The 13,782-nt window shown below is 52.7% G+C and carries 7 protein-coding genes, 4 tRNA genes and 3 rRNA genes; 2 read left to right on the top strand and 12 right to left on the bottom strand.

The window, feature by feature from the left end:
* Positions 1–271: 271 nt before the first annotated feature.
* The gene (locus O1V65_RS17965) at positions 272–1,837 is read left to right on the top strand and encodes a YifB family Mg chelatase-like AAA ATPase (RefSeq protein WP_192504300.1); all 1,566 of its coding nucleotides are present in this window, start codon (positions 272–274) and stop codon (positions 1,835–1,837) included.
* Between the two features lie 25 nt (positions 1,838–1,862).
* Here the strand turns inward: O1V65_RS17965 and O1V65_RS17970 are convergent, their stop codons facing one another.
* On the bottom strand, positions 1,863–2,201 hold the full coding sequence (locus tag O1V65_RS17970) for a MaoP family protein (protein ID WP_017494222.1): 339 nt from the start codon (positions 2,199–2,201) through the stop codon (positions 1,863–1,865).
* A 118-nt stretch (positions 2,202–2,319) separates the two neighbouring features.
* Here O1V65_RS17970 and hdfR point away from each other — a divergent pair, with 118 nt between their 5' ends.
* Positions 2,320–3,147, top strand: coding sequence for an HTH-type transcriptional regulator HdfR (hdfR, locus tag O1V65_RS17975; RefSeq protein WP_017494221.1), 828 nt, complete (start codon positions 2,320–2,322; stop codon positions 3,145–3,147).
* Between the two features lie 17 nt (positions 3,148–3,164).
* Here hdfR and yjfF read toward each other — a convergent pair whose 3' ends face one another.
* The 11 genes from yjfF to O1V65_RS18030 all read right to left on the bottom strand — a co-directional run bounded on the left by yjfF (position 3,165) and on the right by O1V65_RS18030 (position 13,725).
* On the bottom strand, positions 3,165–4,151 hold the full coding sequence (gene yjfF / locus O1V65_RS17980; protein ID WP_269129914.1) for a galactofuranose ABC transporter, permease protein YjfF: 987 nt from the start codon (positions 4,149–4,151) through the stop codon (positions 3,165–3,167).
* A complete protein-coding gene (ytfT, locus tag O1V65_RS17985) occupies positions 4,151–5,170 on the bottom strand; it encodes a galactofuranose ABC transporter, ATP-binding protein YtfT (protein WP_086005840.1) in 1,020 nt (339 codons plus the stop codon). Before ytfT ends, yjfF begins: the two co-directional genes overlap by 1 nt.
* A gap of 10 nt (positions 5,171–5,180) precedes the next feature.
* On the bottom strand, positions 5,181–6,686 hold the full coding sequence (ytfR, locus tag O1V65_RS17990; protein WP_017494218.1) for a galactofuranose ABC transporter, ATP-binding protein YtfR: 1,506 nt from the start codon (positions 6,684–6,686) through the stop codon (positions 5,181–5,183).
* Positions 6,687–6,785: 99 nt separating this feature from the next.
* Positions 6,786–7,742, bottom strand: a complete 957-nt coding sequence (gene ytfQ, locus O1V65_RS17995) for a galactofuranose ABC transporter, galactofuranose-binding protein YtfQ (RefSeq protein WP_269129915.1) — start codon at positions 7,740–7,742, stop codon at positions 6,786–6,788.
* Positions 7,743–8,157: 415 nt separating this feature from the next.
* Positions 8,158–8,233: transfer RNA gene (locus tag O1V65_RS18000), tRNA-Trp, on the bottom strand.
* A 53-nt stretch (positions 8,234–8,286) separates the two neighbouring features.
* A tRNA-Asp gene (locus O1V65_RS18005) sits at positions 8,287–8,363 on the bottom strand.
* A gap of 91 nt (positions 8,364–8,454) precedes the next feature.
* Positions 8,455–8,570: ribosomal RNA gene (rrf, locus tag O1V65_RS18010) — 5S ribosomal RNA — on the bottom strand.
* Positions 8,571–8,691: 121 nt separating this feature from the next.
* Positions 8,692–11,597 (bottom strand): 23S ribosomal RNA (locus O1V65_RS18015).
* Positions 11,598–11,825: 228 nt separating this feature from the next.
* A tRNA-Ala gene (locus tag O1V65_RS18020) sits at positions 11,826–11,901 on the bottom strand.
* Positions 11,902–12,034: 133 nt separating this feature from the next.
* Positions 12,035–12,111: transfer RNA gene (locus O1V65_RS18025), tRNA-Ile, on the bottom strand.
* A 72-nt stretch (positions 12,112–12,183) separates the two neighbouring features.
* Positions 12,184–13,725 (bottom strand): 16S ribosomal RNA (locus tag O1V65_RS18030).
* The 16S, 23S and 5S rRNA genes sit together here with 4 tRNA genes alongside, the layout of an rRNA operon.
* Positions 13,726–13,782: the final 57 nt, after the last annotated feature.

Genomic DNA, 13,782 nt, shown 5'->3' on the forward strand with positions numbered 1-13,782 from the left:
ATGTATTTGTTTATTTATTGTTAAATACACATGTTTAATTAATACACGGCGGCCAAATTACCAGCAAGATCATTAGCCAGCTAATGTGTATCCAAAAAAGACCGAGTGTTAATGAGTGTTTCTACACGTTTGGAGACGCTTCCCAGGCAAGATGTCGTGTGACGTTGGTTGCAGAAAAAGATTGCGGCAGATGATGGTAAACAAGGGGTTGCCGATACCATAAAACATCAGGCTCACGATAATGGCTTTTTGAAGTTCACAGGGAGGCCGCATGTCGCTCTCGGTAGTCAATACTCGCGCCTCGCTGGGCGTGGTTGCCCCTCGCGTCTCGATCGAGGTTCATATTAGCAACGGATTGCCCGCGCTAACGCTGGTCGGACTGCCCGAAACCACGGTCAAAGAGGCCCGAGATCGGGTGCGCAGTGCGCTCATCAACTGCGGGTTCACCTTTCCGCCCAAACGTATCACGGTGAATCTTGCACCGGCAGATTTACCCAAGGAGGGCGGCCGCTATGACCTTCCTATCGCATTAGCGATTCTCGCGGCCTCTGAGCAACTCATTACCGACAGGCTGGGAGAATATGAGTTTATTGGCGAGTTAGGGCTTTCTGGTGCGTTACGTGGCGTTAATGGCGCTATTCCGTCGGCTATCGCGGCCCAACGTGAGGGAAGACGGCTGATTTTACCCGTGGATAACCAACGTGAGATGACGCTGCTGGCGCAAAATACCGTGTGGGTCGCCGACCACCTACTGCAGGTTTGTGCCTTTCTACAGGGCGAAGGGGAGCTTCAGGAGGTCGAAAGAGCCGCGGAGCTGCTGCCAGAACCTCCAAGCGGTGACTTGAGCGATATCATCGGTCAGGAGCAGTCAAAACGCGCCCTGGAAATTGCCGCCGCAGGCGGGCACAACCTGCTGCTGCTCGGGCCACCCGGTACCGGCAAAACCATGTTGGCGAGCCGTCTGCCGGGTATTCTGCCGCCGCTGACTCAGCAAGAGGCGCTTGAAACTGCGGCAATAGCCAGTCTGGTCTATTCGCCCGACAAACAAAACGAGGGGCAACCGGGGCCACAGTTGGCCTATCTGCGACAGCGCCCTTTTCGCGCACCGCACCACAGCATTTCGCTCAATGCGCTGGTCGGCGGCGGCTCTATTCCGCGACCGGGGGAGATCTCGCTGGCGCACAACGGCGTGCTATTTCTTGACGAACTGCCGGAATTCGAGCGCAAGGTGCTTGATGCCCTGCGACAGCCGATGGAGTCGGGAGAAATCACCATTTCCCGCACTCGGGCCAAGGTCGACTTTCCGGCGAGGATGCAGCTTATCGCCGCGATGAATCCTAGCCCGACGGGACACTATCAGGGTCAGCATAATCGCACACCGCCGCAGCAGATATTGCGTTATCTCAGTCGGTTATCCGGCCCCTTTCTTGACCGTTTCGATCTCTCGCTGGAGGTGCCAATGCTGCCACCCGGGCTGCTGAGTCGCCAGCATCAACAGGTAACGCACATCGCAGAGGAGAGCAGCGAACAGGTCAGAGGGAGAGTGATTGCCGCGCGTGAAATTCAGTTAAGTCGAGCAGGCAAACTCAATGCCCACTTAAGCAGCCGTGAAGTTCAGCAATTTTGTAAATTGAGCCGTGAAGATGCGGAGTTTTTGGAAAGTGTGTTACAAAAGCTGGGACTGTCGGTCAGGGCGTGGCATCGCATTCTGAAAGTGGCAAGGACTCTGGCAGATCTTAATCACCAGTCGACTATCGAAAAAGCACATATTTCTGAAGCATTAAGCTATCGTTGTATGGATCGACTATTGTTAACATTGCATAAAAATCTGGCATAAAAAAACGGGGACAAGCCCCGTTTTGTTAATCGTCGCTGTCGGTGTAATCTTCCACCGCATCAGCCTGCGGTTTTCCGCCTGACAACGTATGGAATTTCTTCGGGCGACGGGTGCGAATAATATATTTATTCCACACTTTCTCAGCGTCAGTTGCTGGCTCGCGGGTACCGCGGCAAACATCCAGAAACAGCTTTTCTTCTTCGGTTACCGGTTCGCGTTTTCCCAGGTCCAGCTCGTTGAAAGCATAGCCGTAACGTTCTAGCAATTGCGCTTCTTTAATGGTGAAATCGCCATGCCGGGAGAACCCGCGAGGGTAATGTTTATTGTCAAAAAAACGATTTGTCGTGGTGAAGCTTTCCGCCATCTGACACGCTCCTAATTCATTCATGGTCGTGCTGTTATGGCGCGGAGTATTAGATAGGCTTGACAATCTGTAAAACAAAACATTTAAATCTTAACGACAAAAAATTTTGGAGATGGTAGTGGACACGGAATTACTGAAAACCTTTTTGGAGGTCAGTAGAACTCGTCACTTTGGTCGGGCGGCTGAATCTCTGTATTTGACCCAGTCGGCGGTGAGCTTTCGCATACGCCAGTTAGAGACTCAGCTCGGGGCGAATTTATTCACTCGCCACAGAAACAACATACGTTTAACGCCCGCAGGAGAGCGTCTGCTGCCCTACGCAGAAAACCTGATGTCGACGTGGCAATTGGCAAAAAAAGAGGTTGTGCGCTCTTTACAGCACACTGAACTGTCAATTGGGGCGACAGCGTCGCTTTGGGAGTCCTATTTAACACCGTGGCTACAGGCGTTATATCAGCAGCGTGAATCATTGCGCCTCGAGGCAAGGGTCGCACTGCGCCAGTCGCTGGTAAAACAGCTGCATGAAAGACAGCTCGATTTACTCATTACCACCGAACCCCCAAAGATGGACGAACTGTCTAGCCAGCTGCTGGGTAATTTTTCGTTACGTCTTTTTTGCGCCAATAAACACGATAAAACTGCGCAGGGGGCGTACATCAGGCTGGAATGGGGCGCAGACTTTCCACAGCAAGAAAGCAGAATGCAGGCAAACGAGCAGGAACCGGTGTTAACGACCACCTCGGCGCATCTAACGCGTCAGCTGCTGGAGACCACCGGCGGATGCGCCTTCCTCCCAGGCCACTGGGAGAAAGACTATCCACAGTTGACGGTTTATCCCGACGTACCGCCGGTAATAAGGCCGCTGTATGCCGTATGGCTGCAAAACAGCGACCAGCAGGTGCTCATCAGACAACTGCTTAAAATACCGATGGATACTCAATATTAAGGCATTTTCGGCGACGATCACGTCGTTTTAAGCTGCGGATGGCGGGCTCGCCGTGTGGTCCAATAAGAGCCCATTCCTTTTTGCAGCGCGATGAAGATAAACAGCAAAATCCCCATAACGATTTTGGTCCACCACGAGCTTAGCGTCCCGTCGAAGGTGATATAGGTCTGAATCAGACCCTGAATCATCACCCCGAACAGGCTACCCAGCACGGTGCCTACGCCCCCACTCAAAAGCGTTCCGCCAATCACCACGGCGGCAATGGCGTCCAGTTCCACGCCGCTCGCGGCCAGCGCATAGCCCGCCGAGGTATAGAGCGAGAAAATAATCCCCGACAGGACGGCCAGCGTGCTCGAGAGCGTGTAGATAGCAATGATGGTCTTTCTGACAGGGACGCCCATCAGGCCGGCCGAGTGGATGTTGCCGCCTATCGCATAGACGTTATTACCAAAGCGTGTTCTGTGCGCGAGGATAATCCCGACGGCCACCACGCAGAGCATCACCAGTGCCAGCAGGGTAAACCGCCCGCCTCCTGGGACTTTCCAGGCATAGTTAGCAAGGGTGGCGTAAAGCGGGTGATTAATCGGCAACGACTCCTCTGACAGGATAAAGCTCATACCGCGTACGAAGAACATGCCCGCCAGCGTAATAATAAACGCCGGGAGTTTTAGGGTGTCGATTATCCAGCCCATCAGTGCACCAAAGAACGCCCCCATGACCAACACGATAGCAAAGGCCAGATAAGGCGGCACCCCGTAGTCACCAATCAGCTTTGCCATCGCGACGCCGGTAAAGGCGATAACTGAGCCTACCGAGAGATCGATACCGCCGGACAGAATCACGAAGGTCATACCCACCGCAACAATACCGAGAAACGCATTATCCGTCAGCAGATCGCAAATCACGCGGGTAGACGCGAAGCCGGGGAACTGGGTAAAACAGTATGCGTACCCTGCAATAAAAACCAGAACGGTTATCAACAGCGGGAGATTACGCTTGAGCATTATTCCTTCCTCCTAAACACACTGCTGAGAGATACGCGAGGGGACTGCACGACCAGCACGGCTAACACCACGATCGCCTTAAGTACCAGATTGAACTCAGGTTTAAACCCGGAGAGGAGGATGCCAGTATTCATTCCCTGAATGATCAGCGCGCCAACCAGAGAGAGCAGCAGATTAAAACGCCCGCCGAGCAGCGAACCGCCACCGATAACCACGGCCAGAATGGCGTCCAGCTCCAGCCACAGGCCAGCGTTATTAGCATCGGCCCCGCGAATATCTGCCGTCACAATCACTCCCGCGACCGCAGCGCATATCCCACAAATGACATAGACCGCAATCAGCACCAGACGCGCATTGACGCCCGCATTATAAGAAGAGCGGAGGTTGATACCAACCGACTCGATAAACAGCCCGAGTGCGGTTTTACGCGTTAATAACCACAGCAAAATCAACATCACAGCAGCAATGATCACCGGCATTGGCAGCGTAAACAGCGATCCACTCCCGAACTGCGACAGGCCGTTATTCTCAAAGGTGACTATCTGCCCCTCAGTGATAAGCTGGGCAATTCCGCGACCGGCAACCATAAGCATTAGCGTTGCCACGATCGGCTGTATCTGTAAAACCGCCACCAGGAAGCCGTTCCACAGTCCACAGGCGGCGCCCACCGCGACGGCAGCCAGCAAAACAACCAGCAACGGATATCCTTGTACCGTCATGGTAGCGGCCGTTGCCCCGGCAATCGCCATCACCGCCCCAACAGACAGGTCAATGCCACCGGTCGCGATGACCAGCGTCATACCGAGTGCAAGAATGGCGACCGGTGCGCCACGGTTAAAAATATCGACCAGGCTGCCAAACAGTCGACCATCCTGTAGGTGAATGTTGAAAAAACCGGGTGCGACGAGGCTATCAATCACCAGGATAGCCAGAAATGCCCCGACCTGTATTGACCCCTTGGGAAATACCCAGCGGACCTTGCGCGGCCTTCCCGTCATCGGCAGACTCCTGTTCGTCATGGAAATCCCCTTATTGGACCGCGATCGCGGTCATAATGGCTGGAACCGAAATCTGATCCTGCTCGATTTGCGTAATATGGCGTCTGTCACGCAGCACCACTATCCTGTCGGCATAACCCGCCAGCTCTTCAAGTTCCGAAGAGATGACCAGCAGCGCCAGCCCTTCGTCACACAGCTGCTCAATCAGACGAATAATTTCGGCGTGTGCACCGACATCAATACCGCGTGTCGGCTCATCCAGGATCAGGAAACGCGGCTGCGTCGCTAACCAGCGTGAAAGCAGGACCTTTTGCTGATTTCCACCGGACAGGTATTGGATTTCCTGTTCGGCGCTCGGCGTACGGATGCCCAGCAGCTTGATAAACTTCTCGGCAATCTGGTTCTGTTCCTTCATTGACAACGGACGAAGCCAGCCGCGCTGTGCCTGCAAAGCCAGAATGATATTTTCGCGTACCGTGGCCGCGCCGATAATGCCGTCCGTTTTGCGATCTTCAGGGCAATAGCCAAATCCCAGTTTCGCCGCCTTGCGCGGAGTGCGAATCGTCACGGGCTTTCCGCTCACCGTCGCAGTGCCGGTGTCGTGACTCTTGATGCCGAAGATAAGCTGCGCCGTCTCGGTACGCCCTGAACCCAGAAGCCCGGCAAGACCGACTATCTCACCGCGTTTGACGTTGAGGTCAAAATTCTCGACCAATCCACGTCGGCCATAATTTTTAAAATCAACCAGAGGATCGCCGGTCACGGCACGATGTTCGCCGCGCTTGAGCAGCGCTTCGTCAAAGCTGTGCCCCAGCATCATGGGCACCAGCTCGATGCGCGGCAGATTACGCGTTTCCGAGGTTCCAACCAGCTTGCCGTTACGTAATACGGTAATGCGATCGCTGATGCGATAAACCTGGTCGAGGAAGTGAGTGACAAACACCATACCCATACCTTTGTCGCGCAGCTGCATCAGAATATCGAGCAGCATGTTGACCTCTTTGGCATCAAGGCTGGCGGTGGGCTCATCAAGGATTAGGACCTGGGCAGAAAGATCGACCGCCCGTGCAATGGCGACAATCTGCTGAATGGCAATGGAATAGTTTGCAAGTGGCTGGCTAACGTCGAGATTAAGGCCATAGCCGGTAAGCAGTACCTGGGCCTGTTTATCCATCTGGCGCTGATTTACCAGCCCAAAACGGGTAGGTTCTCGGCCAATGAACAGATTGGCGGCCACCGAGATATTCGGCAGCAGGTTCACTTCCTGATAGACGGTGCCAATGCCCAGCGCTTGAGCATGCGCGGTATTGGTGGCTTCAATCGGCTCACCGTTTAGCAACACGGTACCCGCTGAGCGTTTATAAACACCGGTCAACGCCTTGATAAGCGTTGATTTTCCTGCGCCGTTTTCTCCTAATAATGCAACAATTTCGCCGCGATTGAGCGTGAAATCGACTTTTTCCAGCGCCTTCACGCCGGGGAACTCAACGGATAAACCGCGAACGTCGAGTAAGGTTGTTGACTGAAGATTATCCATGAGACTCTCTACCCCGACTGCATGCGCACGATAACGGCTGGATGGGCAAAATGGGATGATAAAACCGGCTCCGTGCTAAGTCAGAGCCGGTACATAGGTTTAGTAGCCCATGTCTTTTTTCATGTCATACTCTTTCTGGGCCATGTCTGGCAGCACGAGCGTGGACTGGGTCTGAATAAACTTCGGAGGCTGAGTACCGTCTTTTTTCATCTTAATCAGCGCATCGAACGCCGGGCCTGCCATGTTTGGCGTCAGTTCGACCGAAGCGTTAGATTCCCCGTTAAGCATGGCCTTATAGATATCCGGTACGCCGTCGATTGAGACGACCTTGATCTGCGATCCCGGCTTCAGGCCAGCCTCTTTGATTGCCTGGATGGCTCCAATTGCCATGTCATCGTTATGTGCATACACGGCGCAGATGTTTTTGCCGTTTTGCTCAGCCTTGATAAAACTCTCCATCACCTGCTTACCCTGACTACGCGTAAAGTCTCCAGACTGCGAGCGGATAATTTTCACATTTGGCGCTGACGCTATGGCATCGGCAAAACCTTTTTTACGATTGAGCGCCACGCTGGCCCCCACCGTGCCCTGTAGCTCAACGACATTACACGGTTTGCCAGCAACCTCCTTAATCAGCCAATCTCCCGCGACTTTGCCCTCGTGAACGCTGTCAGAGGCTACCGCTGCGGTGTAGAGAGAGGGATCGCTTACCTCGATAGTGCGGTCAAGCAGGAACACCGGGATCTTCGCCTCTTTTGCCTCTGTCAGCACTGGCGTCCAGCCGGTAGCGACCACGGGGGCGATAAAGATGGCGTCAACACCCTGCGCGATAAACGAACGTATCGCCTTGATTTGGTTCTCTTGTTTCTGTTGGGCATCCGCAATTTTCAGAGTGATCCCGCGTTTTTGCGCTTCGAGTTTAGAGACTTTTGTTTCCGCAGAACGCCAGCCCGATTCAGAGCCTATCTGAGAAAAACCCACGACCAAAGGTGCCGCCTGAACGGCTCCACAGAATGCCGTTGCGACCGCGGCTGCCAGCAATAAACGTTTATACATTGTTATTTCCTCGCGTGTAGTCTGAGCTACTTTTTGTTGCGTCTTGTAGGGTGCAGCATAGATAGAGATACGCCAAAACCGAGTTTTATCGGTGAGCAGAGCTCTACCCGATGACACTTAGTTTTAGACCATTGCAGGAATGGGGGGTTGAGCGCGGTCACATAGATGATTAACAATCAATTCGTGCATGTATTCAGCTAAAAGATCACAACAATTGGGGAGTAAAAAAGGAGAAATGGCGGGGAAATATGAGGCCAGAGTGAGCGTTATATGTAAAATAAAGAAAAATCAGGGAATTTTTTAGGCAATAAACGAGATGTATTTGAGCAGAAAGAGGACTTTTTATAGGTTTTCGAGCTGTGTTTAGAGGGTTCAAAACGAAAAAAACCCCTCGCTTTCGCGAAGGGTTCTTATATGGCAGGGGCGGAGAGACTCGAACTCGCGACACCCGGTTTTGGAGACCGGTGCTCTACCAACTGAGCTACGCCCCTAAATCTGCTTACTATTATGCCTGCTAAATTTTAGCAGGCATAATTTAAATTAGTGGCGGAACGGACGGGGCTCGAACCCGCGACCCCCTGCGTGACAGGCAGGTATTCTAACCAACTGAACTACCGCTCCACCGGTTCTTTCACTCACAACAGACAATCGGTCTGTTATCAGTTTGTTCCTTGTATTTTTCCTTGTCAGGGGAAAAAGGAACGAATTTGATGCCTGGCAGTTCCCTACTCTCGCATGGGGAGACCCCACACTACCATCGGCGCTACGGCGTTTCACTTCTGAGTTCGGCATGGGGTCAGGTGGGACCACCGCGCTACTGCCGCCAGGCAAATTCTGTTTCATTCTAACCGCTTTCCACATTCCTGCAGGCCGCCATCAGAACCAATCTTTGAACAAGCTGATTTCTTGAAACTTTCGTCTCGTCTCTCTAAAACACCTTCGGTGTTGTAAGGTTAAGCCTCTCGGGTCATTAGTACTGGTTAGCTCAATGCATCGCTGCACTTACACACCCAGCCTATCAACGTCTTAGTCTTAAACGTCCCTTCAGGGGACTCGAAGTCCCAGGGAAGACTCATCTTGAGGCAAGTTTCGCGCTTAGATGCTTTCAGCGCTTATCTTTTCCGCATTTAGCTACCGGGCAATGCCATTGGCATGACAACCCGAACACCAGTGATGCGTCCACTCCGGTCCTCTCGTACTAGGAGCAGCCCCTCTCAATCTTCCAACGCCCACGGCAGATAGGGACCGAACTGTCTCACGACGTTCTAAACCCAGCTCGCGTACCACTTTAAACGGCGAACAGCCGTACCCTTGGGACCTACTTCAGCCCCAGGATGTGATGAGCCGACATCGAGGTGCCAAACACCGCCGTCGATATGAACTCTTGGGCGGTATCAGCCTGTTATCCCCGGAGTACCTTTTATCCGTTGAGCGATGGCCCTTCCATTCAGAACCACCGGATCACTATGACCTACTTTCGTACCTGCTCGAGCCGTCACTCTCGCAGTCAAGCTAGCTTATGCCATTGCACTAACCTCACGATGTCCGACCGTGATTAGCTAACCTTCGTGCTCCTCCGTTACTCTTTAGGAGGAGACCGCCCCAGTCAAACTACCCACCAGACACTGTCCTCACCCCGGATTACGGGGCCGAGTTAGAACATCAAACATTAAAGGGTGGTATTTCAAGGTTGGCTCCACGCAGACTGGCGTCCACGCTTCAAAGCCTCCCACCTATCCTACACATCAAGGCTCAATGTTCAGTGTCAAGCTATAGTAAAGGTTCACGGGGTCTTTCCGTCTTGCCGCGGGTACACTGCATCTTCACAGCGAGTTCAATTTCACTGAGTCTCGGGTGGAGACAGCCTGGCCATCATTACGCCATTCGTGCAGGTCGGAACTTACCCGACAAGGAATTTCGCTACCTTAGGACCGTTATAGTTACGGCCGCCGTTTACCGGGGCTTCGATCAAGAGCTTCTCCTTGCGGATAACCCCATCAATTAACCTTCCGGCACCGGGCAGGCGTCACACCGTATACGTCCACTTTCGTGTTTGCACAGTGCTGTGTTTTTATTAAACAGTTGCAGCCAGCTGGTATCTTCGACTGTCTTCGGCTCGGGAAGCAAGTTCCTCCACCTAGCGACAGCGTGCCTTCTCCCGAAGTTACGGCACCATTTTGCCTAGTTCCTTCACCCGAGTTCTCTCAAGCGCCTGAGTATTCTCTACCTGACCACCTGTGTCGGTTTGGGGTACGATTTAATGTTACCTGATGCTTAGAGGCTTTTCCTGGAAGTGCGGCATCAACTACTTCACCACCGTAGTGGCTCGTCATCACGCCTCAGGGTTACAGTAAACCGGATTTACCAGGTCTACACCCCTACACGCTTAAACCGGGACAACCGTCGCCCGGCTAGCCTAGCCCTCTCCGTCCCCCCTTCGCAGTAACACCAAGTACAGGAATATTAACCTGTTTCCCATCGACTACGCTTTTCAGCCTCGCCTTAGGGGTCGACTCACCCTGCCCCGATTAACGTTGGACAGGAACCCTTGGTCTTCCGGCGTGCGGGTTTTTCACCCGCATTATCGTTACTTATGTCAGCATTCGCACTTCTGATACCTCCAGCAAACCTCACAGTTCACCTTCTACGGCTTACAGAACGCTCCCCTACCCAACAACGCCTAAGCGTCGCTGCCGCAGCTTCGGTGCATGGTTTAGCCCCGTTACATCTTCCGCGCAGGCCGACTCGACCAGTGAGCTATTACGCTTTCTTTAAATGATGGCTGCTTCTAAGCCAACATCCTGGCTGTCTATGCCTTCCCACATCGTTTCCCACTTAACCATGACTTTGGGACCTTAGCTGGCGGTCTGGGTTGTTTCCCTCTTCACGACGGACGTTAGCACCCGCCGTGTGTCTCCCGTGATAACATTCTTCGGTATTCGGAGTTTGCATCGAGTTGGTAAGCCGGGATGGCCCCCTAGTCGAAACAGTGCTCTACCCCCGAAGATGAGTTCACGAGGCGCTACCTAAATAGCTTTCGGGGAGAACCAGCTATCTCCCGGTTTGATTGGCCTTTCACCCCCAGCCACAAGTCATCCGCTAATTTTTCAACATTAGTCGGTTCGGTCCTCCAGTTAGTGTTACCCAACCTTCAACCTGCCCATGGCTAGATCACCGGGTTTCGGGTCTATACCTTGCAACTTGACGCCCAGTTAAGACTCGGTTTCCCTACGGCTCCCCTATACGGTTAACCTTGCTACAAAATATAAGTCGCTGACCCATTATACAAAAGGTACGCAGTCACCTAACAAGTAGGCTCCCACTGCTTGTACGTACACGGTTTCAGGTTCTATTTCACTCCCCTCGCCGGGGTTCTTTTCGCCTTTCCCTCACGGTACTGGTTCACTATCGGTCAGTCAGGAGTATTTAGCCTTGGAGGATGGTCCCCCCATATTCAGACAGGATGTCACGTGTCCCGCCCTACTCATCGAACTCACAATTTATGCGCTTTTGTGTACGGGACTATCACCCTGTACCGTGCGACCTTCCAGACGCTTCCACTAACACACAAACTGATTCAGGTTCTGGGCTGTTCCCCGTTCGCTCGCCGCTACTGGGGGAATCTCGGTTGATTTCTTTTCCTCGGGGTACTTAGATGTTTCAGTTCCCCCGGTTCGCCTCGCATGGCTATGTATTCACCATGCGATAATGTGACGTATCACATTGGGTTTCCCCATTCGGGTATCGTCGGGTATAACGGTTCATATCACCTTACCGACGCTTTTCGCAGATTAGCACGCCCTTCATCGCCTCTGACTGCCTAGGCATCCACCGTGTACGCTTAGTCGCTTAACCTCACAACCCGAAGGTGTCTTATAAACTCATAAAGAGTGACAACATTCGAGGCTGCGATTATTTGAGAGACTCTAATACAGGTGCGCATAACTCAGTACTTCTACGGAGAGTTATGTTCAGCTGTATCATTTCAATTTTTCAGCTTGTTCCAGATTGTTAAAGAGCAAAATACTTCGCAGTATACTGTCGCCAATATACTCTGAAGTATTGGTGTGAACCGTATGGATATGGTGGAGCTAAGCGGGATCGAACCGCTGACCTCCTGCGTGCAAGGCAGGCGCTCTCCCAGCTGAGCTATAGCCCCATACAGTCACTAACAGATACCTTTATCACTCATCGTTCAGATGAGTCAGCCAATGCTTTTCTTATCAAGGCGGAGTCACACGACGTTTGCTTGGTGCAAACGAGTGGGGCGACAACGCAGAGAAGGAAAGGATTGGTAGGCCTGAGTGGACTTGAACCACCGACCTCACCCTTATCAGGGGTGCGCTCTAACCACCTGAGCTACAAGCCTATAAAGGTATTTCTGCTCGTTACTTTTTCATCAGACAATCTGTGTGGACACTGCACAATGCGTATCTTGAGGTAAGGAGGTGATCCAACCGCAGGTTCCCCTACGGTTACCTTGTTACGACTTCACCCCAGTCATGAATCACAAAGTGGTAAGCGCCCTCCCGAAGGTTAAGCTACCTACTTCTTTTGCAACCCACTCCCATGGTGTGACGGGCGGTGTGTACAAGGCCCGGGAACGTATTCACCGTAGCATTCTGATCTACGATTACTAGCGATTCCGACTTCATGGAGTCGAGTTGCAGACTCCAATCCGGACTACGACGTACTTTATGAGGTCCGCTTGCTCTCGCGAGTTCGCTTCTCTTTGTATACGCCATTGTAGCACGTGTGTAGCCCTACTCGTAAGGGCCATGATGACTTGACGTCATCCCCACCTTCCTCCGGTTTATCACCGGCAGTCTCCTTTGAGTTCCCACCATTACGTGCTGGCAACAAAGGATAAGGGTTGCGCTCGTTGCGGGACTTAACCCAACATTTCACAACACGAGCTGACGACAGCCATGCAGCACCTGTCTCAGAGTTCCCGAAGGCACTAAGCTATCTCTAGCAAATTCTCTGGATGTCAAGAGTAGGTAAGGTTCTTCGCGTTGCATCGAATTAAACCACATGCTCCACCGCTTGTGCGGGCCCCCGTCAATTCATTTGAGTTTTAACCTTGCGGCCGTACTCCCCAGGCGGTCGACTTAACGCGTTAGCTCCGGAAGCCACGCCTCAAGGGCACAACCTCCAAGTCGACATCGTTTACAGCGTGGACTACCAGGGTATCTAATCCTGTTTGCTCCCCACGCTTTCGCACCTGAGCGTCAGTCTTTGTCCAGGGGGCCGCCTTCGCCACCGGTATTCCTCCAGATCTCTACGCATTTCACCGCTACACCTGGAATTCTACCCCCTCTACAAGACTCTAGCTTGCCAGTTTCAAATGCAGTTCCCAAGTTAAGCTCGGGGATTTCACATCTGACTTAACAAACCGCCTGCGTGCGCTTTACGCCCAGTAATTCCGATTAACGCTTGCACCCTCCGTATTACCGCGGCTGCTGGCACGGAGTTAGCCGGTGCTTCTTCTGCGAGTAACGTCAATCGTTGCAGCTATTAACTACAACGCCTTCCTCCTCGCTGAAAGTGCTTTACAACCCTAAGGCCTTCTTCACACACGCGGCATGGCTGCATCAGGCTTGCGCCCATTGTGCAATATTCCCCACTGCTGCCTCCCGTAGGAGTCTGGACCGTGTCTCAGTTCCAGTGTGGCTGGTCATCCTCTCAGACCAGCTAGGGATCGTCGCCTAGGTGAGCCATTACCCCACCTACTAGCTAATCCCATCTGGGCACATCCGATGGCGTGAGGCCCGAAGGTCCCCCACTTTGGTCTTGCGACATCATGCGGTATTAGCTACCGTTTCCAGTAGTTATCCCCCTCCATCAGGCAGTTTCCCAGACATTACTCACCCGTCCGCCGCTCGTCACCCAGAGAGCAAGCTCTCCCGTGCTACCGCTCGACTTGCATGTGTTAGGCCTGCCGCCAGCGTTCAATCTGAGCCATGATCAAACTCTTCAATTAAAAGTTCGATTTGCTGAAACAAGTTCAGCGATGCTCAAAGTTACTTCACATCATTCA

This window comes from Rouxiella badensis, from assembly GCF_026967515.2.
In the GTDB taxonomy this organism is placed as follows: Bacteria; Pseudomonadota; Gammaproteobacteria; order Enterobacterales; family Enterobacteriaceae; genus Rouxiella; species Rouxiella badensis.

What these genes read in the sequence shown, in the direction of transcription:
- O1V65_RS17965 (WP_192504300.1), top strand. Translation starts at nt 272, where the DNA reads ATGTCGCTCTCGGTAGTCAATACTCGCGCCTCGCTGGGCGTGGTTGCC.
- O1V65_RS17970 (WP_017494222.1), bottom strand. Translation starts at nt 2,201, where the DNA reads ATGGCGGAAAGCTTCACCACGACAAATCGTTTTTTTGACAATAAACAT.
- yjfF (WP_269129914.1), bottom strand. Translation starts at nt 4,151, where the DNA reads ATGCTCAAGCGTAATCTCCCGCTGTTGATAACCGTTCTGGTTTTTATT.
- ytfT (WP_086005840.1), bottom strand. Translation starts at nt 5,170, where the DNA reads ATGACGAACAGGAGTCTGCCGATGACGGGAAGGCCGCGCAAGGTCCGC.
- ytfR (WP_017494218.1), bottom strand. Translation starts at nt 6,686, where the DNA reads ATGGATAATCTTCAGTCAACAACCTTACTCGACGTTCGCGGTTTATCC.
- ytfQ (WP_269129915.1), bottom strand. Translation starts at nt 7,742, where the DNA reads ATGTATAAACGTTTATTGCTGGCAGCCGCGGTCGCAACGGCATTCTGT.